The sequence below is a fragment of the Hahella ganghwensis DSM 17046 genome, from assembly GCF_000376785.1.
GTDB classification, from domain to species: domain Bacteria; phylum Pseudomonadota; class Gammaproteobacteria; order Pseudomonadales; family Oleiphilaceae; genus Hahella; species Hahella ganghwensis.
Genome location: NZ_AQXX01000075.1, coordinates 12,516 through 33,036 on the forward strand (window position 1 = coordinate 12,516; position 20,521 = coordinate 33,036).

General features: G+C 49.3%; 21 protein-coding genes. 6 read left to right on the top strand and 15 right to left on the bottom strand.

The features are described 5' to 3' along the window. Positions 1-2: 2 nt before the first annotated feature. The 3 genes from F566_RS0104175 to F566_RS0104185 all read right to left on the bottom strand — a co-directional run bounded on the left by F566_RS0104175 (position 3) and on the right by F566_RS0104185 (position 3,529). The gene (locus F566_RS0104175) at positions 3-935 is read right to left on the bottom strand and encodes a carbohydrate ABC transporter permease (protein ID WP_051085264.1); all 933 of its coding nucleotides are present in this window, start codon (positions 933-935) and stop codon (positions 3-5) included. Positions 936-1,057: 122 nt separating this feature from the next. After that, positions 1,058-2,323 (bottom strand): ABC transporter substrate-binding protein, encoded by a 1,266-nt coding sequence (locus F566_RS0104180; RefSeq protein WP_020405719.1) that lies wholly within the window; start codon positions 2,321-2,323, stop codon positions 1,058-1,060. A gap of 228 nt (positions 2,324-2,551) precedes the next feature. Continuing rightward, positions 2,552-3,529, bottom strand: coding sequence for a hypothetical protein (locus F566_RS0104185; RefSeq protein ID WP_020405720.1), 978 nt, complete (start codon positions 3,527-3,529; stop codon positions 2,552-2,554). Positions 3,530-3,740: 211 nt separating this feature from the next. Between F566_RS0104185 and F566_RS0104190 the strand changes: the two genes are divergently transcribed. Further along, positions 3,741-4,541, top strand: coding sequence for a sterol desaturase family protein (locus F566_RS0104190; RefSeq protein ID WP_020405721.1), 801 nt, complete (start codon positions 3,741-3,743; stop codon positions 4,539-4,541). Between the two features lie 12 nt (positions 4,542-4,553). On the opposite strand, the gene F566_RS0104195 is transcribed toward F566_RS0104190, so the two are convergent. The 3 genes from F566_RS0104195 to F566_RS0104210 all read right to left on the bottom strand — a co-directional run bounded on the left by F566_RS0104195 (position 4,554) and on the right by F566_RS0104210 (position 6,684). Next, positions 4,554-5,252 (bottom strand): SDR family NAD(P)-dependent oxidoreductase, encoded by a 699-nt coding sequence (locus tag F566_RS0104195; protein WP_020405722.1) that lies wholly within the window; start codon positions 5,250-5,252, stop codon positions 4,554-4,556. 18 nt (positions 5,253-5,270) lie between these two features. Further along, complete coding sequence (locus F566_RS0104200) at positions 5,271-5,552, bottom strand: 4a-hydroxytetrahydrobiopterin dehydratase (protein WP_020405723.1); 282 nt, start codon at positions 5,550-5,552, stop codon at positions 5,271-5,273. A gap of 235 nt (positions 5,553-5,787) precedes the next feature. After that, positions 5,788-6,684 carry a LysR family transcriptional regulator gene (locus tag F566_RS0104210; protein WP_020405724.1) on the bottom strand — a complete coding sequence of 299 codons (897 nt, stop codon included), beginning with the start codon at positions 6,682-6,684 and terminating at the stop codon, positions 5,788-5,790. A gap of 143 nt (positions 6,685-6,827) precedes the next feature. Between F566_RS0104210 and F566_RS0104215 the strand changes: the two genes are divergently transcribed. The 4 genes from F566_RS0104215 to maiA are packed head-to-tail and all read left to right on the top strand — an operon-like array spanning position 6,828 to position 10,803. Next, the gene (locus F566_RS0104215; protein ID WP_020405725.1) at positions 6,828-8,030 is read left to right on the top strand and encodes a homogentisate 1,2-dioxygenase; all 1,203 of its coding nucleotides are present in this window, start codon (positions 6,828-6,830) and stop codon (positions 8,028-8,030) included. Positions 8,031-8,056: 26 nt separating this feature from the next. Beyond that, a complete protein-coding gene (gene hppD, locus F566_RS0104220) occupies positions 8,057-9,133 on the top strand; it encodes a 4-hydroxyphenylpyruvate dioxygenase (RefSeq protein ID WP_020405726.1) in 1,077 nt (358 codons plus the stop codon). A gap of 10 nt (positions 9,134-9,143) precedes the next feature. After that, complete coding sequence (locus F566_RS0104225) at positions 9,144-10,190, top strand: fumarylacetoacetate hydrolase family protein (RefSeq protein ID WP_020405727.1); 1,047 nt, start codon at positions 9,144-9,146, stop codon at positions 10,188-10,190. Further along, a complete protein-coding gene (gene maiA, locus F566_RS0104230) occupies positions 10,174-10,803 on the top strand; it encodes a maleylacetoacetate isomerase (RefSeq protein ID WP_020405728.1) in 630 nt (209 codons plus the stop codon). The genes F566_RS0104225 and maiA overlap by 17 nt, the downstream gene beginning before the upstream one ends. Positions 10,804-10,826: 23 nt before the next feature. Here maiA and F566_RS0104235 read toward each other — a convergent pair whose 3' ends face one another. The 5 genes from F566_RS0104235 to F566_RS37265 form a co-directional block, all read right to left on the bottom strand. Beyond that, complete coding sequence (locus F566_RS0104235) at positions 10,827-11,906, bottom strand: hypothetical protein (RefSeq protein WP_157496646.1); 1,080 nt, start codon at positions 11,904-11,906, stop codon at positions 10,827-10,829. A gap of 53 nt (positions 11,907-11,959) precedes the next feature. Then, positions 11,960-13,324, bottom strand: a complete 1,365-nt coding sequence (locus F566_RS0104240; RefSeq protein WP_020405730.1) for an MFS transporter — start codon at positions 13,322-13,324, stop codon at positions 11,960-11,962. Between the two features lie 446 nt (positions 13,325-13,770). Next, positions 13,771-14,892: a matrixin family metalloprotease gene (locus tag F566_RS31885; protein WP_020405731.1), complete on the bottom strand. Its 1,122-nt coding sequence runs from the start codon at positions 14,890-14,892 to the stop codon at positions 13,771-13,773. Positions 14,893-14,924: 32 nt separating this feature from the next. Continuing rightward, entirely contained in the window at positions 14,925-15,785 is an 861-nt protein-coding gene (locus tag F566_RS0104250) for a hypothetical protein (protein WP_020405732.1), read from the bottom strand. A gap of 228 nt (positions 15,786-16,013) precedes the next feature. Then, a complete protein-coding gene (locus F566_RS37265) occupies positions 16,014-16,655 on the bottom strand; it encodes a hypothetical protein (RefSeq protein ID WP_211210592.1) in 642 nt (213 codons plus the stop codon). On the opposite strand from F566_RS37265, the gene F566_RS37270 reads away from it, so the two are divergent. Further along, positions 16,647-16,823: a hypothetical protein gene (locus F566_RS37270; protein WP_211210594.1), complete on the top strand. Its 177-nt coding sequence runs from the start codon at positions 16,647-16,649 to the stop codon at positions 16,821-16,823. The two genes, F566_RS37265 and F566_RS37270, sit on opposite strands and share 9 nt — an antisense overlap. On the opposite strand, the gene F566_RS34760 is transcribed toward F566_RS37270, so the two are convergent. The 4 genes from F566_RS34760 to F566_RS31900 form a co-directional block, all read right to left on the bottom strand. Further along, positions 16,805-18,286 (bottom strand): pyridoxal-dependent decarboxylase, encoded by a 1,482-nt coding sequence (locus F566_RS34760; RefSeq protein WP_211210596.1) that lies wholly within the window; start codon positions 18,284-18,286, stop codon positions 16,805-16,807. The genes F566_RS37270 and F566_RS34760 overlap by 19 nt on opposite strands. Positions 18,287-18,577: 291 nt before the next feature. Continuing rightward, complete coding sequence (locus tag F566_RS0104260) at positions 18,578-19,165, bottom strand: NAD(P)H-dependent oxidoreductase (protein ID WP_020405733.1); 588 nt, start codon at positions 19,163-19,165, stop codon at positions 18,578-18,580. A 292-nt stretch (positions 19,166-19,457) separates the two neighbouring features. After that, positions 19,458-20,180, bottom strand: coding sequence for a reverse transcriptase family protein (locus F566_RS31895; protein WP_020405734.1), 723 nt, complete (start codon positions 20,178-20,180; stop codon positions 19,458-19,460). A 187-nt stretch (positions 20,181-20,367) separates the two neighbouring features. Continuing rightward, a partial coding sequence (locus F566_RS31900) for a transposase (protein ID WP_020405735.1) occupies positions 20,368-20,521 on the bottom strand: 154 nt, incomplete at its 5' end.

Genomic DNA, 20,521 nt, shown 5'->3' on the forward strand with positions numbered 1-20,521 from the left:
GATCAGTCGTCTCCCAGATGTTTGCGGCCCAGGTAAAGATAGGCGATGGTGATCAGGGCAATTATCAGGAACAGCATTGTGGATGCCGCTGAGCCGTACCCTACATCCTGGAATTCCACCAGTTGTTGTCGGGCATACACGGACATGGACATGGTTTCCGTGCTGTTGGAGGTCAGTACATATATCAGATCAAACACCCGCAGAGCGTCCAGTGCACGGAAAATAACAGCGACCATCACCGCTGGTGTGATTAGTGGAAGCGTCACCTTGAAGAAGACCTTAACCGGATGAATGCCATCCACTTTCGCCGCTTCGTAGCAGTCTGAAGGTAACATCTGTAGTGCCGCCAGAATCAGCAAGGCCATAAAAGGCGTGGTTTTCCAAATATCCACCATGATGACTGCCCACATGGATAAATCCGGATCGGCAGTCCATGCCAGAGGTGTATCGATGAAACCAACGGTCATCAGCAGATGATTGATGATGCCGAACTGGTCATGGAGCATCCATCCCCACATTTTGGCGGAGACAATGGTTGGGATGGCCCAGGGGATCAGGATCGCGGCGCGGACAATGCCACGACCCACGAAATTCGCGTTAAGCGTCAGCGCAATAATGGTTCCAAGTACCAATTCTGCAGACACGGTAATCACGGTGAAGTAAAGGGTATTCCAGACCGCTCCCCACCATTGGCTGTCGGCCAGAAGCCCGTACCATTCGCCGTCTTCGTAGTCCAGATAGTTGGCAAAGCCAATCCACTGCATACTGCTGAGATCAGAAAAACTGGCATCGGTAAAACCGAACCAGATGGTCCTCAACAGCGGCCAGCCTGCCACCAGGGCAAGCAGAACCAGCATCGGAGTAATAAATGTCCAGGCCGCTCTGATACGGCTTTTACTCAGATTACCCCGGCGCGGCTCATCGAGCGGGGGCATCGTGGCGATGGATTGAGAAGAGGAATCAGCCATACCTTTCACCGTTAAATTCGTGTGTGTCCATCAAGTCTCAGAAGGGGGGCTGTGAGCGTTCCAGCTTTATTGGAACGCTCACATCGCTGTTATCGACGACGAACCAGTCGTTTCAACTGTTTCTCCAGTGACTTCAGGGCAGACTGGCTGTCGCTGTTACCTGATAATACACCGTGAACGGTATTGAAAAAGGCATTGCTGACACGGCCATATTTGTCGCCGGTAGGTGTTGAAGGTCGAGCGACACCATTGGCAAAAGTGTCATACAGGCTGCCGAAGAAAGGGGTTGCTGCGAGGACGTCTTTATCTTCATACAGTGACATGATGGTCGGGTTGTATGAGCCGACGATGGCGCGACGCTTTTGTTCTTCGTAGCTGGTCAGATAAGCAACCAGATCCGCAGCGAGATCGGGGTTCTTACTGTAGCGTGATACGGCCAACTGCCAGCCTCCCAGAGTTCCGGCATGTTGTCCTTTCTCGCCACCTTTCGGTAATGCGACCACGCCGACTTTGTCTTTGATTGGGCTGTCATCGGCTTGAGACAGTGCCCAGGCGTATGGCCAGTTTCTCATGAAAACGGCATTGCCAGATTGGAACACGCCACGAGCTTCTTCTTCGGTGTAGTTGAGAACGCCTTCTGGTGAGATCGTCCCTATCCAGCTCCGAGCCGTATCCAGTGCCTGGGCGGCCTGAGGATTGCTGATCGTGACCTTGCCATCGGCATCAATAATGGTGCCGCCGTCGTAACTGTAGATCCATTCCAGAGCGTCACAGGTCAGTCCCTCATAAGCGCGACCCTGCCAGACGAATCCCCACATCTGGTCATTGCCGGACTTCCGTTCCTGAGCTTGTACTTCCTTGGCGGTTTCTGTCAGTTGCTCCCAGGTGGTTGGGGCTTCATGGCCGTATTTTTCCAATAGGTCCTTGCGGTAATACAGGACGCCCGCGTCGGTAAACCAGGGCATTGCTACCAGGCGACCATTGACAGTATTGTTCTGGACCAGAGACGGAAAGTGGTCTTTTTCCGCGCCGTTGGTGTGGCTTTTCAGATCCAGCAGGTGTTTTTCGAGCATACCGGGCCAGACCACATCTATTTGCATCACATCGATATCGGTGGATTGGGCGGAAAGAATCTGCTGATAAAGGGAAAGTCTTTCAGTCGAAGAGTTGGGAGTGGATACCAGTTTCACCTCGTGACCGGTTTTCTTGGACCAGACATCTGCTCCATCCCGGCATACGTCCAGTTCTGTACCTACGGCACCGCAGGAAATGGTCACGGTTGCCGCCTGTAAGGGCGCGCCAATCAATAGGGAGGAAGCGATAACGGCGAATCGACTTAAATGATTAAGTTTCATAGTGATCTACCTTGTTTTTATTTTATCAATATAGCCCATGAAGATAGCCTCCAGAGGCTGAGATTTACTTATCTTTAACGATTAAGAAAGTAGATCATAACAAAGGCATTCTAGTTTTCAATCGGCCGGAAATCTTAATTCTTTCTTGCGGAGGTTAGACTAAAGTCGTAGCTCTCGTTGAGTGAGGGTACTGGCGCTCATTTCGTATCTGGGGAAAGTGAATAGGTTCTAGGATGAAGAGCCGTTCTCGTTGTCCTTGTCTTTGTCTCTATCAATGTCTTTCCAGCCAACATGCCAGGGAGTGGAAAGCCAGATCTGAAATCGTTTGATCAGGTTTTTGCGTGGAGTCTTGCCGGAAGGCGACGTGGAGGATTTGTCCCCTACCGGATGCTGCTTGTCCTGCTGGGACTCTGTTTTATCGACGGAAACAGCTGGAGATACGCGAGGTTGTTCTGTAACTTTCGGGTGAGGCAGAGGCGGTGTTTCGCTGGTTTGGTTAGCTACCGTGTTCAGTTCCAGATCTTCTACCGGTGTTGGTAGGTCGGAAATGCTTTTGCCGGCTTGTATATGCTCTATATTCTCTATCAGGGCGGCATCCATGGCCTGCAGTACCTGTTTCTGGGAATCAGAGCATAAACCGCTGTAGATAATACGCTGGAAGTCTACGCGCATTGACTCTATCTGTTTTTTAACTTTGCTGCGACAGGTGCGCTCTTTTGTGGTGACCGCACTGATATTGGATTTGATCTGATCCAGGGGGATATTCAGTTCCAGCGGGGGAAGTTCAATATGGCGACGCTCAATCAATACACGGAGGGCAATATTGGTATGTGCCAGACGCTGAAAATCCCGGATCTGTTGGCTGAAGCTCTCCAATACCTTATCACTGCTCTCAGGATCGACTAATTGAGGTATGGCCTGGTTGATGACCTTTTGCGCATGCAGTAATTTTTTGTCCAGCCCACCCAGCCTGAGTTTTACCTCGGCATCCGACAGGTTACGGATTTTTCTCCCCAGTTGATCGAACAGTTGCATGGCACTGATGGGAAGGGGGCTATCAGTCTGCCCCAGGTGTAACATTGCTTCGTAGCCAAGGCGAAGCCGTTCTAGAGACGCGGTAATATTCGCCACGCGTATCAAGGCGCGGCGCTTGCGTTCCAGCAGACTGAGTTCCTGAGTCAGGGTAGAAGGTTGATCTTGTGTCATTATTGAATACTAGACGATATTCTGTTTGTCATGCTACTGGATAATTCCTGGTGTGAATTATGTCGGAATTTTTTAGTTATTCTGGAGTCATACTAGCTGACTCCGAGAGCCAGAGGACTGGAAAGTTTATGGCCAGGCTCATGGCTCCCTGTGGTTATTTCAGTTTGTCTGATATAACGATGAACCTCGGTGATGGGGAGCAGGTATTGAAATGTCCGAATTCTTAATTTCCAACGAGCCGCTGATTCGTGGTGGTGCATTTCTGGGAATATTCTCTGTAATGGCGATATGGGAAGGCATTCGTCCCATCCGGGCCAGGCAGTATTCCAGAACCCGGCGTTGGTTCTCCAATTTGGGGATATTGGTTTTAAATTCTCTGTTGTTGAGATTGTTGTTCCCTCTGGCGGCTGTAGGCACTGCCATGCATGTTGAGGAGCTTCAGTGGGGCGTTTTGAACTGGATTCCGATTCCCGAATGGCTGGTGATTATTTTGGCGTTTCTTGTGCTGGACTTTGCGATTTACCTGCAGCACCGCTTATTTCATCGGGTTCCTGTGTTATGGCGATTGCATCGAATGCACCATGCGGACCCTGAAATTGATGTGTCCACCGGTGTTCGGTTTCACCCCTTGGAGATACTGTTGTCAATGTTGATCAAGATAGCAGTCGTCATTGTATTGGGTGCGCCGGCTCTGGCGGTTCTATTGTTTGAAATCGTTCTGAATGCCACGTCATTGTTTAATCATACCAATATCAGCCTACCTGCCGCCGTGGAAAAAATTCTGCGTTGGGTGATTGTGACCCCGGACTACCATCGGGTGCATCATTCGCGTATACCTGAGGAAACGGATAGCAACTTCGGCTTCAATCTTCCCTGGTGGGATCGATGGTTGGGGACTTATCGGGCACAGCCTTTACTGGGGCATCTAGGCATGAGAATCGGACTGGCAGAGTTTTCCGATCAACCCGAAGAAATGAAGCTGGGCCAGATGCTGACCCAGCCATTTCGTTAAAGGCGTTTGAAATCAACTGAGGCCGGTAACGGGAATCAAAGCGCCATGTACCGCTTTCGCTGCATCAGAGGTCAGGAAACCGATAACATTGGCCAGATCTTCCGGCGCCACCCAGCGATCATAGTCTGCATCCGGCATGGCGTTACGGTTATCCGGAGTATCAATAATGGTCGGCAGCACCGCATTGACATTGATGCCTTTGGTGCGCACTTCCATAGCCAGGGCTTCTGTGAACCGCATAAGGGCGGATTTGCTCGCACAATAGGTCCCCATCTGAGCCATGCCGTGATGGGCCGCCGTTGCACCAACAGTGATAACTTTGCCGGCTTTCTGTTCCAGCATCCCCGGGATGACCTCTCGGACCATATTCAGGACGGTCTTTACATTCAGGTCATTCATTAGCTCCCATTGCTCCATGGGAGTTTCGTACACAGTACTGCCCATGGCAAAGCCGCCGGCAACACAGACCAGAATATCAATCCGGCTCTTTTCCGCGATGACGTCTTCAACACATTTTTTTACTTCTTCTGCGTTCAGCAGATCACAGGTTTTTCGGGAAATGTTGCTGTTAGCGAAGTGGCTGTTCAACGATTCCATTGAGCGGCCCATTGCCACGACCTGTGCGCCCTGGTCTTTAAAGTGACGGACTACTGCAGGTCCCAAACCTCCGGTAGCACCAGTCACCAGGACGACTTTTTCAGAAAGACTCATAGTGTTTCCTTTACCATTCTACTTTTGATAGATCTTATCCATGGCCTCGGCCAGGTTGACATCATTTTGTGTGAGGCCACCAGTGTCATGTGTGGTCAGAGTGGTTTCCACCCGGTTGTAGACATTCAGCCATTCCGGATGATGGTTGGCAGCTTCTGCTTCAAAGGACACGCGTACCATATAGCTCATGGCATCGCGGAAATCAGCAAATTTAAAGACTTTGTGAATGGATTTGTTATCCTCGGAAATCTGCCAGCCGGTGGCTGCCAGTGATTCGGGGATATCCGTAAGATTAGCCATTAAACCCTCCTGTTCGTTGTTTTTGTGCGGCAAGTGACCAGACGCGTGATCCAGACAACAAGTTTTACTATGAGGTAAATCAGGGGGAAATGTCTATGACAGGAAGACCATAGTCAAGTCGAGGAGAAGATCATGGTCTTGCCTGAGAATATGTTCTTTTTTACAAAGGAAAAGTATTCAGCCCCGGTATTCTCCGGTCATACCAGGGCTATTGAGTAGCGCCTGTAGTCAGAAGTTACCCTTCAAACTGCTGGAAGGCCTTACCGACGAGCTCCGCAATAATACCGCCGGCTTTCCCCAGCGGAGGTTCATTGCGATAAACCAGCATGGGGGTGAATGAAACCCGTGAACCGGATCGATAGTTGAGTTCTATCAGGCTGCCCTCTGCCAACTCTTTTCTGACCTGGAATACCGGCATCCAGCCGAATCCCAGGCCCATCTCAATGGCAGTCTTTTTGGCTGAAAAACTATGCATGTAGAACACCCGGTCGCCGCCGAACTGCAGTGAGTCTGGTCGGGGGGATGGGTGCTCGCTGGTGTCATTGATGGTTAGCTCCACATGATCGTGAAGCTGGTCTAACTCAATGCTCTTTTCCCCTGCCAGAGGGTGATGACTGGCCGCCACCAACACGAGGCTGACCGGGGTTAATGGCACAGAAGTGAGTGAAGGATGCGGTGTATAGTCTTTGGCCAGCATGATGTCCGCATTATCTTTTTCAAAGCGCATCTGGACACCGCCCAGGGCTTCAACCTTGACCTGGATACGGGTGGGAATATCCCGGTCAGCGAGGGATTTTAGAGCGCCCATGATGGGAACCATCGGCAGTGCACCGTCGATTACCAGCTCGAGCCGGGGTTCCCAGCCTTCCGTATAGCGTTCTGCGAGGCTTTCGATACGTCCTGCCAACTGCAGCATTCGTCGCGCTTCGGTCCAGAGTGCCTGACCTTTGGGGGTGAGCGTGGCGCGGTACTGACTGCGGTCAAAAATATCGATATTCAGTTGTTCTTCCAGTTTCCGGATCTGATAGCTCACGGCTGACTGGGCTTTATGCAGTCGATTGGCGGCTTTCGCGAAACTTCCTTCCTGAATGATGGTGTCCAAGACCCTTAGGGCTTCCATATCCACTTTCATCGGCGTACCTGTAAATTTCCATAACTGTAACTGTGATTGTATATCTAAATATTAGAACAAGATGATGCAAATATTATTCTTTTTTTAGTTGTAGAACGGCGGACAATAGAGCTATCGACTAGTTTTCAGACGAGGCTGCACGCATGCCGTTTTATGTCAAACAAGGTGATTTACCTGCCAAACACCACGTGACTTTTTATAAGGATACCCGGCATCCAGGTGTTCAGGCTGGGCAGGAAGAGGAGTTGTACCGGGAAGAGTTGGTTTCCACTCACGGGTTTGCCAGCCTGTACAGCACCAAATATCACCACAACATGCCGACGAAAAGCCCCTCCGTTGAGCGGGTGCATATTGAGCATGGAGCTCATTGGCAAGACAGTCTAGTACAGAATTATAAACTTGATAGTCGCAAAGCGGACCGCCAGGGCAACTTTTATAACGCCCGTAATCGTCTCTTTTTCAATCAAGACCTGTCTATTCACACTGCACGGGTGACTGAATCCACTGACCAGTTTTACCGTAATGCCTACGCCGATGAAATCATTTTCGTCCATGAAGGCGAAGGTGAGTTGCTGTCGGAGTACGGCCGTCTGGAAGTACGTCAGTGGGATTACCTGATGATACCCCGGGGCACAATATACCAGCTTCACTTCAATAACTACGACAATGTTCGCCTGTTTGTCGTGGAATCGCACTCCATGGTGGAAATTCCCAAGCACTATCGCAACGAGTATGGCCAGCTTCTGGAAACAGCACCTTACTGTGAACGGGACATTCGAGTCCCGAAACTGTCTGATCCGATAGTGCAGCAGGGAGACTTCCAGGTCATCAGTAAATACCGGGATCACTACCAGGCGCACCAGATGCAATGGCATCCGTTCGATCTGGTAGGGTGGGATGGCTATCTCTATCCCTGGGCGTTCAATATCCGGGATTTCCAACCTATTGTCGGGCAAATCCATCTGCCGCCAAGTATTCATCAGGTCTTTGGTGGACGAGGCTTTGTTCTTTGCAATTTCGTTCCCCGTCTCTATGACTTCCATCCCCAGGCGATACCGGCTCCCTACTATCACTCAAATGTCGATAGTGATGAGGTGCTCTATTACGTCGATGGTGACTTCATGAGCCGCACCGGTATTGAAGCCGGGTACATCACCCTGCATCAGGGGGGCGTACCTCACGGGCCACAGCCTGGTAAGACAGAAGCTTCCATCGGGGCTCGGGAAACCTACGAATACGCTGTCATGGTGGATACCTTTGCACCATTGCAGCTGACTGAAAACGTCAAAAACGCCATGGCCGGTGACTATCACCAGTCCTGGCTTGAACCTGAATCCAAAAAATAAGAATGACACGAAGCGGAGGGAAAACCATGAACACCAAATTTACACCAGACCGACACCATGCAGGAGATTCCGAGAATAACCCCCTGGGACTTCGTGGTATTGAATTTACTGAATTTGCCACGCCTGACAGTGACTTTATGGAAAAGGTCTTTCTGGATTTCGGACTGTCGAAGCTGAAGACCTTCAAAGGTAAGGATATCCTGTACTTCAATCAGAACGATATTCACTTTCTGATGAATAACGAAAGGAAAGGCTTTTCCAAGGGATTTGCAGAGCGCCACGGGCCGGCTATCTGCTCAATGGGATGGCGCGTTGATGACGCTGAATATGCTTTTGAGCAAGCGGTAAAGCGTGGTGCAAAACCTGCTGAAGATGCGAATAAGGATCTGCCATACCCTGCGATCTATGGTATCGGTGACAGCCTTATCTACTTTATTGATCTGTTTGGCGACAAAGGCTCAATCTACGAGGCTGATTTTGAAGATCTCGAAGAGCCGGTCAGGGTGCTTGAAAAAGGGTTCATGAATGTCGATCACCTGACCAACAACGTCTACAAAGGCACCATGGAAAAATGGGCTAACTTTTATAAAGACATTTTCGGCTTCACCGAAGTTCGCTATTTTGATATTCGTGGTAAGAAAACCGCGCTGATTTCGTATGCACTTAAATCCCCGGACGGAAGCTTCTGTATTCCGATCAACGAAGGGAAAGACGATAAGAATAATCAGATTGATGAATACCTTGACGAATACAATGGTCCGGGAGTTCAGCATCTGGCCTTTGCCTCCAGAGATCTGCTGTCGTCACTGGACGCGATGGAAGGGACCAGTATTCAGACGCTGGATATCAATGATGATTACTATGATCATGTATTCGACAGAGTACCGAATGTGACAGAAGACCATGCCCGAATCCAGAAACATCAGGTTCTGGTGGATGGGGATGAAAAAGGTTACCTGCTTCAGATCTTTACCAAAAACCTGTTTGGACCTATTTTTATCGAGTTGATTCAGCGCAAAGAGCACCTTGGCTTTGGCGAAGGCAACTTTCAGGCGCTGTTCGAGTCAATTGAGCGGGACCAACAAGCCCGTGGTGTAATCTAAGGGGTCTGCAATGAAACTTGCCAGTCTTAAACAGGGGCGTGACGGTCGTTTGATCGTCGTATCCCGCGATCTCAACTCTGCGGTTGAAGTGCCACATATTGCCGGGACGATGCAGGACGCCCTGGACCGATGGGCAGAGACTGAGCCCAAACTTCAGTCGGTTTACCGGAAGCTGAATCAGAGTTCCTCAGACTTGGCGGGCGTATTTGAGTTCCGCCCTCAGGATTGTGCTTCTCCACTGCCTCGTGCCTACCAATGGGCTGATGGCAGTGCTTACGTCAATCACGTAGAGCTGGTACGAAAGGCCCGCAACAGTGAAATGCCCCCCAGTTTCTGGACAGATCCTCTGATGTATCAGGGGGGATCAGACAGTTTTATTGGTCCTTGTGATGACATTCCCCTGGGCTCAGAAGAGTGGGGAATCGATTTCGAAGCGGAAATTGCCATAGTGACCGATGATGTTCCCATGGGCGTTTCCGAGGAGCAGGCACCAGAACATATTCAGTTGCTGATGTTGGTGAATGATGTTTCTTTAAGAGGCCTGATTCCTGGAGAGCTGGCTAAAGGCTTCGGCTTTTTCCAGTCCAAGCCTTCAAGCAGTTTTTCTCCGGTGGCTGTGACTCCTGATGAACTGGGCCCTGCCTGGGAACATAGTAAGGTGCACCTGCCTTTAAACGTTGACTATAACCGGCAGCCATTTGGGCGGGCCAATGCCGGTCAGGATATGACGTTTAGCTTTGCCCGGCTTATCTCCCATGCGGCGCGTACACGTCCCCTGTCAGCTGGAGCCATCATCGGTTCTGGCACGGTATCCAACAAACAGAATACTGAACATGGGTCGGCGATTGCTGACGGTGGTGTCGGATATTCCTGTATCGCGGAAGTGCGAATGATTGAAACCATCAATACCGGATCTCCTCAAACAACCTTCATGCACTTCGGTGATCAGGTTCGTATAGAGATGTTGGATGGTGACGGACAGTCTATCTTCGGTGCCATAGATCAAACGGTGGTGGAATACACAGGAAAGGCCATCAGCCATGATGATTCTATATGATTACTGGCGGTCTTCCGCAGCATACAGAGTCAGGATTGCGCTGAATCTGAAAGGCGTTTCATATGGGCAAATTCCTGTTGACCTGCGTCTTGGTGAGCAGAGTCAGGAGGTTCACCTGCGCCGACAGCCACAGGGACTTGTTCCTGCACTGCAGATTAATGAAGGTGAGTTTCTGACCCAATCCCTCGCGATTCTGGAATGGTTGGAGGAGGTGCGCCCTGATCCAGCCATGTTGCCCAGGGACACGACGATGAGGGCGATGACTCGCAGTCTGATGAACCAGGTTGCTGCGGATATTCATCCCTTGAATAACCTGAGGGTGCTGAAATACCTTGTGGATGACCTGGGTATATCAGATGAGCAGAAAACTCAATGGTATCACCACTGGATAGGTGTTGGGTTTTCAGCCTTGGAGAAGCAGTTAGTGGACGGACCATACTGTATGGGGGATATGCTGACATACGCGGACGTCTGCCTTGTACCTCAGGTCTATAATGCCTATCGCTTTGATGTTCCTATGGATGATTTTCCCAGAATCCGGGCGGTATATGACCATTGCTTAACACTTTCAGCGTTTGCCGAAGCCGCTCCTGAACAACAGGTTGGCACCTGATCAGGCCCCTTTGGGGCCTTCTGTCATTCCTTCAATAAACGTATGATTTCTTCTGTGACTTCCGCTATGCCAGTAAGAGAAACTGGTTTCTGAGGAGAAGACTGCAGAAGCAATTTTTCTACCTCTGTCTTTAACCTTCCGGAAGAAAGCTGTTCGGGGGAAATCTCATTCCCAATTCCGTTCTCGTTCAAAAATGAGACAAGATAAGGCTCTTCCGGCCAATCCTTACGGCTGAGGTAGAGCACTGGCTTGTGGTGAATGGTGGCTTCCACGAAAGTTCCATAGCCGGGCTTTGTGACAATGGCGTCGCAACTGGCAACAGCATCGATAAAGGATATATTCAGTTTATCCAGGGATAAGAAGTCTGGATGTTCCGGGGCTACCTGCGAGGCAGTCAGCCAGCAGATGTTCTCGCCTGCCGGCCAGCTTTCGTATGGAATGTGATAGGGGATGCCCCCCATAGATACCAGAACAAATTTTGTAGAAGGTGATCGACCGGTCAGTTTTGACAGATCACGACAGGCACCGGTTCTACCAATGGGCCCCACCGTTTTGACGTTATTCAGCTCGGACATTTCCAGTCCGGGAGTGATCCTCAGAAAGTTCTCTGCCCGGTTATAACAATTGACAAGATGATTGAAAACCTCGTTGCCCTGATCATATTGATGGCTGTAGTAGCGGAATAAGGCGGCCCAATTCAGGGAGCAGAAATGCAGACTGGGAATGCCAAGCTCGAATGCTGCAGCAGACATTATATAACTGTTGTTGGTGACCACCAGATCAGGACGGCCATAACATTCCAGATACTTAACGGCAGAGTTAAGCGTACTTTGCCAGTTGAGTAATTGGTCGTGATAGGCCTGATAAGTTCCCTGCGCATCTACATGAACAGCATCATGCATCAGTAAGCCCAGGTCTGCTGGTTCCTCAATCTGAGTAAAAGCGGAGTTTATCCATGAAGCGAGTACTTTGGCGTCAATTGCACACTGAATCGTCAGCTGTAGATCCGGGTATCGGGACTTTAGCTGATTGAGAACTGGGGCGACCTGGGCAACGTGGCCATATCCGTGTGAGGATATAGCGCAGTAGATATGGTATTTCATAAGCGAATATTCAGCCTGTGATAAATCCTGATTCCATTCGTTATAAGTTGGCATCAGGCCGTGGAAACCGTCCCCATCAGATCAGCCGGCAAGTCTTTTGATCTGGTATCTCTGGGGTAGGCCAGACAATAGCTTAACAGGAGTATCAGTAGAGAAAACAGCATAAGGGTTATGAGTGTCATGGTTGTACCGGAGATACTGATCATGCCTGAAATCACCAAAGCTCCCAGGCTGCCTCCGAGTGTTCCCAGCGTATTCCAGATGCTGAAAACCTTTCCGCTGTTTGAACTGCTGATATCTGTTTGTATAGCCGTAGTTAATGGCACATGAACTAGGCTGGCGGAAACACCAACCAGCATCACGGAGAATAAGGCGATTGCGGTGGATAAGCCACTTGAGGAGAGGTTAAGGCTCAAGGTTAGCAGGGCTATCCCCAGCAACGCCTCACCAATAAATGAAAATTTCAGGGATCGGGTGATGGCCAGTTTGGCGATAATCAAAGAACTGACAAATTCGCCCAGACCAGCAGCAATGATCAGTGTGCTATAGAAACTTGCCGGGAGGTTCAACGCCTCAACCGTATACAAAGGCAGGCCCACTTGCGTCATACCACGCCAAATCAGGGAGAAAAAAAGATAACCGACCACCCTGATCAAAAGCGCTCTGTGACGAGCCAGTTCTGATATGCCATCAATGATGTCTGTCAGTATCGAGTTCTGACAGTTCTCTGTTGTTTTTTTCAGACGACCAGGTTGCACCAGGCCAAGGACCATGCCGGCGATGGCGAACACTCCGGCACACATTAAATAGCTATAAGCTGAGAAGAGCCCTGAAGTGTCCATGCTTCCTGCCAGGAAAGCGCCGAGAAAAAAAGAAGGCCATAATACGCTTTGTGTCATTCCATTGGCGAGATATAGATCTGAAGCATCGACAACTTCAGGCAAAATGGCTTTGCCGGCAGGTTTTGAAAACGCGGATGTTAATGTCACCAGCGAAGCCAGCAGAGTGAGGTTAAAGAGAGAAAGATTGCCGGTCCAGACAAGAATGCCGACCAGAGCGATGCCGACGGTTCTGGCTAAATCACATAACTGCATAATAACGCGTCGCCGGTACTGATCGGCGATAACTCCACCATAGAGCCCCAATAATCCTCGTGGTAGTGCGATACAAGATACGATCAGACCCAGCTCGGCGGCGGATGCATTCAGACTCAAAGCACTGAAGGTTACAAGAAGTCCAAAAATTCCGTCTCCCAGATTGATCAGAATCTGATTGGAAAGATACGCTGAAAAGAAGGTTTGTTTCAGGAGAGACCAGTAGCCCCGATCCGGGAAAGGGGCGGATTCTTCAGTCTCGGATGAACTCTGCTCAGGTGTCATACCGGATTCTAATTGAGTAGCAGCCGCAATATTGGCCATGTAAATTCCCTCTTATTGTTTTTGTGAAGACACGCTGCCGTCCGGTAAGACGCAAGATAATGCTCTCAATTGAGCCTTGATTGGCAAAGCGAAGGAGCCGCCACGATTCCGATTCGATTGTTCTTTAATACGTTGCTCTATCGAGACAACGTCAGAGAGCGATAGCTTTCGACATGCTCTTGTTCAAGGCTAAAACTTGCCGGAATTTTGTCTAGTCGGTATTCACACTTATCAAGGAGAGATTTGAGGTCGTAAACGGGGGGCTTGTGACTGTTTGATCATGACCGTGGTGGGACAGAATAGGGGCAGAATGACAGTCGTTTATGAAAGAATCTACGGGCAAAGAACGGTTTTTATTCCTAGTAGCCTGAGCTAGAGAGGGGCGTTGCGTAGAGTTTGGTAATACCAGGCAATCGAGACCGATTGCCTGGTATTTTATATTTGCCTCAGGGTTGAATGGGAGTGACTTCCAGGGTCGGAGTAATCACCAGGCAACTGAACGTCCAGTTGACGTAGACCGGGATGTAGGTTGCGTTGTTCCACTCAGCCAATTCGGACACAGAGCCATCAGGATCCATAACCGCACCGAGCCAGTGTGGAGTATTGCAACTCACGTTGCTGGGGATGGTGACGTCATAGGTCGAGGTATACACATTGTCCGGAGACAGTCCCAGGTTGCGGGAGGCGAGGAGCGTATCCCAGGTCGAGACCGTGCTATTGGTGGATATGTAATAGTTCACATCCTGATACTGGTAGCTATTGCCGTTGTTTTCGTAAGTCAGCTCCATGCGGACGTTTTGCCCTCTGACGACATTGTAACGACGCTCACCTCCAACAACGGTGTAACTCAGCTCTGATCCGGTAGAAGGATCCAGCAGGCGGGTACGACCATGAGCACTATAAGCGCCGCTGGCGCCAGTCCATTTCCAGTGAACCACACCAAGATCCTGACCGCTGCCCGCGCCATACAGGTAAACAGAGCCATCACTGGCGTCTTCGCCAAAATAAGCTCTGGAGTAGTTTCCGTTAGTGTGAATGTGATCCCAGTCCTGACCCATAATGTTATATTCATCGGCTTCATGGCCAAGCCCGATCGCGTGGCCGAGCTCATGGAGCAACGTGGTCTGGAAAGGACGGCCTGAACCTCCGTAGTTAAAGTTCGTGGTTTTCACAATGGAGGTAGTCCAGGTAACAGAGCTATCCATGCGAATGTCCGCTTCCGTCATGTTGCAGGAGCCATTCCACCAGTAATTGGTGACACCGGGAGGGCTGATATTTTCGATCCATACCTCACTGCGCCCATTACCCAGAGCCGGGGCCGTAGAAGTGTAGATAATATAGAAGGTGAAGCCGGAAGCATTGTCATTGAGACGGTCCACGGCTTCTTCCAGTGCGGTGCGATAGCTACTGCCCGAGGGAAAGCTGCCGGTATAGGCATATAGGTAACGGAACTTGGAACTCCAGGACACATCACCTGAACCACAACTGGTTGTGGTGTACGCGCTGACCTGGGCAGAAGCTGCGGCCATCAGGCTCAAGGCGGCGATAAAACGGAATAACCTCTTCATAACATATCTCCTCTGTTTTATACCAGGTTGGCTTACTGGTCCTTCAGTACGGGGTTACCGTTGTTGCGTTTGATGGCTTCAAGTTCGGTAGAACTTTCGTGACTCAAGGCCTGTGATTTGTCCTGGCGAGGCTCGGGGAGAGTTACCGGCTTGGCCTGTGGTGGCAGAATGGGGGCATTGATGTCCAGGTTGCGGACATTCTTGCTCAGGCCGTAAGGGTCTTTGGTGTTGGAGCTAAAAATGTGTTCACGCATCAGTCCGCTGATATTGCCGGATTGAAGTGGGACTCCCTCAACCGTCAGAGACTTGCTGGCTTCTCTATCGCCTTCCTGGGCCTGTTTACGATTAACATTGTGCTGGAATGTGCGATCACCAATTTGGAAGGAGTTAACTTCATCCAACTGGGCTGACTTGCCAAAGACCAGTTGCCCCTTGCTGTTTTGTACCAGAGACTGGCCGTACTCACTGTAGATTTCGCCGTGAATCACCCGTAGCCGACCCATGCTGCAGTCAACCAATGGGCACTCAGAACCACCGTTATCCTGAACAAACAGGATGTCTTCATCACCCATGTCCATATGAGGGGATGATGTGTTCATCATAATTTCGCCCTGTTCGGTGATTCCTCCAAGAAAACGCAAGGTCAGTTCTGACTCCTGATATTGACCATGGAGTACTTCGTCAACCGCATAGGTGACGTAGGTATAGGGCAGGGGTTTTAGTTGGCCTTTGGCCTCAGATTGCCGGTAGTTGATGTCGACTACTTTACCTCTGAATACCAGGTCCGACTGCTTGGCCATAGTCGCGACGTCCAGGCGACTGGCTGATTGGTGTGCAAAGGCTGGTAGTGCCATACACACCGCTAGTAGGGTAATTGCGATCCTCACCATCATGGTTCCTCCATTTGAGATTGATGCTGAATCCATCCGGTCCAGCAAGGTACAGGCTAAGGAAGAACGGAGATGAGAGAAGCTGACTATTTAACTTGAAAAGTGTTAAAAATTACCAAGTGTCATGTAGCGGTGAGATGAATCCGGGGGAAAAAGGTAGGGGATTCATAAAAGTAGGGGGCTCATATAAGAGAAATGTGCGGCCGGCTTGCACCGGCCGCCAGTGAACGTTTATTTACAGAGAAGGTTCACTTCCTTCCGCAGCTTTGGAATGAATATGTCGGTGAAGAAGTTGAACATACCCATCTGGTCGTACTCGTGGGTATAGATAGCCCAAGGGTCCAGTATCACTGAGCGTATGCAGGGAATTGCATCCACCTGTTCCGGATGGTCAAAAAGACGCTGACCCAGTGCATCCATGAAATCGTTGCCATAATCGTCACGATTGAACGTTGTCATGGATACAAATATCTGATCAGGCGCTACCGGCTGGCCTGGAGGAACACTGAGCTTTTCAAACAGGTCGTTGTTCAGTTGCAGTGTCCTTTCTGGGGAACGGTCTTTCTTATCGCTGAAAACATAGTCCACGATATTCTGGTCGCCGGAAACCTGACGCAGGAAGGAGGTGATCTCCCGGTGATTGAGTAAATCCAGCTTACTGGCCTGACGCTTCCACAGTACTTCAGCGATGCTTTGACGCTGCGCTTCCTGCTCCTTGGTCAGTGGTGTCAGTAACGCCAGGTTGAACAGGTCATCAGGGAAGGCAATATCCAAAGTGGCCAGATAAAGGTAAAACAGCTTCGAGTTCAGCATGCTCTGGTTGATGATGTGCCCATAGCCTCTTTGATCCGGACGGATGGTTTGATGGCTCAAATAGACTGCGGTAGTCGCAGCACCGGGTTTGGACCCTTCTATCCCGGACTCACCGATGTTGCGGGTATTGATGCTGTTACTGTCACTCTCAGAGCTGATGTAAGGTGCGCTGAAGCTCAGAAGGTTGATGATTTTCTCGTTACGGTAGGTCAGGCTGCAGCCGGATAAGGAATGTAGCCCATCTTGTGGGGGTCTATAGTGACACTGTCGCAACGATGAATCTGCGACATGCTTTCATACACCGATTCCCTGAACCAGGATTTACTGTTATCGAACTGGTTATCTCCTGACTGTTTTGCCTGTGTCGGGAAGGTCCCCATTTCAAACGGCTTGCGGATACATGCCAGGAAATAGCCGCCCCAGGCTGCATCTGTATGAACGGAATACTCAAAGGGCTCCGATTGCTGACGGTAGTTTTCTCTGATCGCCAGCAGTTTTTCCACCGGATCAACAGCCCCTTCTTCAGTAGAACCGACAACGGCCACATTTATTAAAATCGGTTTTTTGTGTTGCTTACAGGTATCCAGAACGCTCTGTAGAAGATCGGTTTTGACGCTTCCCTCGGCATCCACATAGACGTTCAGTACCGCATCACTGCCGATCACGTTGATATCTGTCAGTTGTGCTTCGGTCAGACCTTTCTGACCCCCGCCCATTCCCAACAATGACGCAGATTTCACCCAGGAATAATGTTTGGTGGATGGCACGATGATCGCTGGTGATTTGATGTCCTCCGGACCGAGATATTTGTCCTGGAAGAAGCTCATCCCTTTGGCGTTGAGGGAGTAGGCGTCACCAAGGGATTTCCAGATTTCAGCTTCATCCTGTTTTAGCAGTACAGCCATCTTTTCAGGCAGAGACAGGGCATCATCCTGTTTCATATTCAGCAGTTGCCATGCACTGGCCTGACTGAGCAGTTTGCCGTCGGGAAGCGTCAGTGAATCCCGAATAGACGCGTATTGTTGTCCGTCTTCCAGGGAGTATTTGATGCCAAGCGGCATATATTTAAGCTCCCGGGCTGCCCATACACTTTCGATATTGGCCACGGTACCGTCGCAGGTAATATGTGACCAGGCTTTAGGGTCTTCTGATTGACTGTCGTCGTCCAGTGCCCGGACATTGAAGCCGGCCATCTGAGATATATCGTTGGCGGCGATGATTTCCAGAAGTGTTGTCGCCGGAGCTGCCTGTGGTGTGACATTATTCTGATTCTGCAACATTCCCGAGATATATCCGATGATGGACGGCAGTGTAATATCCCAGGTCATATGTCCCTGGTAGCGCAGGCTGGAAAAAGGAACCGAGTACTGGGTCAGAATATCAAGAAGACCCTCACTTTTTTGTTCAACATCCTGAATTGCCTGAAGGTAGGGCTCCGAGGTTTTGACGCTGTCAGTGATGTAGGCAGGGTCTTCTGGGAAGAGTTCCTGGCGACCATTGAGCGTGCGTTCCACGACTGTACTCAATATTTTTTTGACCAGCTCGCGATTTTCACCTTTGGTTCCCATGAACCAGCCAGCGATAGAAGTGTCATCATGCAGAGGCGCACTCAGCAGCTTTTGTTTGAGTTGTGCTTGCACCTTATTGAGAATATCGCGTGAAACAAATTTCCTTCTTGAAGTCATGTCCATTGACTTATCTCCACATAGGTTTATCTGATTTTTTATTGGAAAAGAAGGGCGACAGGGTGGGGGGTTCGTTATCAGAAACAGGCATGATCAATACAGCAGAAACGGTCCCATCTGAGACTGCAATCGCTCAAAAACCAGCATAATTGAGTTGTCTGTAAAATGGCAAGTAATGGAATGAGGAAGCCTATAAGACTTTAAGCCAAAAGGAAAAATGGCGTGGAGATGTCGCATCGGATAAGGAGTTGTCAGCAGTTGAGTAAGGTATTTCTGTACGCTATGGCAGGTCCCTGTTTAAACTCCGGCAGTGCCAAGTTTGGCGATCTTTCTTTTCAACTGACGGCATTTATTGCCACTTATTCCATCCACAAGTCCAATAAGGGTGCTTTTCACCGGCTTGACTCCGCAAAAGCGAAGAATGTTACGCTCCAGACTTTTCAGACTGTGGGAGCGGTAGAACAGCCGGTAAAAAAATGCAGGCATGCCCATGGTGACAATCACTCTGGAGGATTTTCCTCGTAACTTTCCTTTCGGAAAGCCTCCTTTTGATCCGTTCTCGAGTGCAAATCCCGGCCGTAATACCTGCTCCAGAAAACCTTTCAGTAAAGCGGGCATTGAACCCAGCCAGAGCGGATAGATTAATACCAGGTGCTCAGCTTCGCCAATGAGTCGTTGCGACTTGAGTACATCTTCGGACAGATCCCCGTGATTCCAGTCTTCTTTGGATCGTAAAATGGGAAAATCCAGTTCAGCTATTTGTATCAGCGATACCTGATGGCCTGCCTCCTCAGCGGCTCTGACGTAAGTGTTGCCCAACATATGATCGAAATGTCCGCCATTAGGGTCTGGGTGACCTTGAATAACGACAATCTTTTTAGGCATGTCTTTCCACCTTTGAATGAGTGAAGGCTCGGAGTATTCATCCTACCCGGAAAGGGCAACTTGGCGTTGATGTAGGTCAATAGAGTTTATATGGAAAGCAGATCGGTGCATGGTGGAGGAATAATGGAGAGTTGTTTGCTTGTGAGATCTGTTTTAAACGTCACCTATAGATAATATATGCATCTGAACTTAATTTGACGGTGATTGCCAGAACGAGGCTTGTTTTTCTATGTTCGCTTTAGGCCAAAAAGCGGAGATTATTCTCAAAAGCGTTAGGTCATTAAATTATTGTTTATTTTCTAAAAAAATTCTTATTTGGCTTAATTAAGCGCATACGCCTTTGCAAATCTTCACCCTCTCTTTCGTGAAAAGACTTAATTCTGTTTACCTTCCCGTAAAGGCTTAGCCATTGCTTATAATATGAATGAGTTCGACGTTGGCTAAGGGCTAGCCTTTCTAATTGAAACACCATAGCCCTGATATTGTTCCTTTGGCGCTTAGGAATAGTCGGATACTTTGTATTCACATTCAGTGAAGTAACTTCCATAGGGCTTTCACGGCTCGAAATATCATGCTTTGTTCGCTTGGGACTATATCCACTGGGCAGAAGCATTCTGTATATATTTGATACTATGAAATGCTTGGTTTCACTGGTTATAAAGTAAGGACTACTAACAGTTATGTCATCAATAAATCGACTGTAAGAAAATCCGTTATCCTCAAGAGTTTTTACTAGCTTTGGCTCGTGTTTCCACAGGGCTAGGTTTGCTAGGTAACCACTGGTTTTCCAACCTTGAGGTAATTCGCCGTTAAATGTTGTTAATAAGGCGAGAACTTCTGAGATATTATCAGTGAAATGGAAGCATTGCTTCCAAATGCCTTTTACAGCCTCGTATGATGTATTTGGGTAGAAATTGGATATATCTTCTGAAATTAGAATTTTCTTACCACAATGAATGGAAGCATGTTTTTTGCAACTTCTAGGGTTTTTAGGGTCAGAAATGCCACCAAGCATGTAGTACGGGTAGTCAACTTGTTTTAGTATCCGGTTTTTATTCTTTCATGTACTAGGGAGAGTCTGAATAACCCCAAGGTTCTGAGGTAATTCAAACTCTCGACGATATATGGCCGAATATTCAGAGTGTTTTTCCGGCCATTTTGGATCTTCCCCCCCTGTGGGGCGTCATCTGGGCTCACTGCCCCTATACCTGCAGCTCTTTCCTTGCCATCAGCAGATTGCTGAAGGCCGCCAACAGATAGAGCCGGCTCTTGTTCTTGGCCAAGCCTCGATAGCGGACTTTGTCGTAACCAAACACCTGCTTGATGTATCTGAACGGGTGTTCCACTTTAGCCCGG

Coding starts and splice junctions, on each gene's coding strand:
- F566_RS0104250 (WP_020405732.1), bottom strand. CDS start 15,785: ATGATGGTGAGGATCGCAATTACCCTACTAGCGGTGTGTATGGCACTA.
- F566_RS34760 (WP_211210596.1), bottom strand. CDS start 18,286: ATGGACATGACTTCAAGAAGGAAATTTGTTTCACGCGATATTCTCAAT.
- F566_RS31895 (WP_020405734.1), bottom strand. CDS start 20,180: ATGCTTGGTGGCATTTCTGACCCTAAAAACCCTAGAAGTTGCAAAAAA.
- F566_RS0104235 (WP_157496646.1), bottom strand. CDS start 11,906: ATGAAATACCATATCTACTGCGCTATATCCTCACACGGATATGGCCAC.
- F566_RS0104180 (WP_020405719.1), bottom strand. CDS start 2,323: ATGAAACTTAATCATTTAAGTCGATTCGCCGTTATCGCTTCCTCCCTA.
- hppD (WP_020405726.1), top strand. CDS start 8,057: ATGAACACCAAATTTACACCAGACCGACACCATGCAGGAGATTCCGAG.
- F566_RS31885 (WP_020405731.1), bottom strand. CDS start 14,892: ATGAAGAGGTTATTCCGTTTTATCGCCGCCTTGAGCCTGATGGCCGCA.
- F566_RS0104215 (WP_020405725.1), top strand. CDS start 6,828: ATGCCGTTTTATGTCAAACAAGGTGATTTACCTGCCAAACACCACGTG.
- F566_RS0104185 (WP_020405720.1), bottom strand. CDS start 3,529: ATGACACAAGATCAACCTTCTACCCTGACTCAGGAACTCAGTCTGCTG.
- F566_RS0104175 (WP_051085264.1), bottom strand. CDS start 935: ATGCCCCCGCTCGATGAGCCGCGCCGGGGTAATCTGAGTAAAAGCCGT.
- F566_RS37270 (WP_211210594.1), top strand. CDS start 16,647: ATGGCTCAAATAGACTGCGGTAGTCGCAGCACCGGGTTTGGACCCTTC.
- F566_RS0104225 (WP_020405727.1), top strand. CDS start 9,144: ATGAAACTTGCCAGTCTTAAACAGGGGCGTGACGGTCGTTTGATCGTC.
- F566_RS0104200 (WP_020405723.1), bottom strand. CDS start 5,552: ATGGCTAATCTTACGGATATCCCCGAATCACTGGCAGCCACCGGCTGG.
- F566_RS0104195 (WP_020405722.1), bottom strand. CDS start 5,252: ATGAGTCTTTCTGAAAAAGTCGTCCTGGTGACTGGTGCTACCGGAGGT.
- F566_RS0104210 (WP_020405724.1), bottom strand. CDS start 6,684: ATGAAAGTGGATATGGAAGCCCTAAGGGTCTTGGACACCATCATTCAG.
- F566_RS0104260 (WP_020405733.1), bottom strand. CDS start 19,165: ATGCCTAAAAAGATTGTCGTTATTCAAGGTCACCCAGACCCTAATGGC.
- F566_RS0104240 (WP_020405730.1), bottom strand. CDS start 13,324: ATGGCCAATATTGCGGCTGCTACTCAATTAGAATCCGGTATGACACCT.
- F566_RS0104190 (WP_020405721.1), top strand. CDS start 3,741: ATGTCCGAATTCTTAATTTCCAACGAGCCGCTGATTCGTGGTGGTGCA.
- maiA (WP_020405728.1), top strand. CDS start 10,174: ATGATGATTCTATATGATTACTGGCGGTCTTCCGCAGCATACAGAGTC.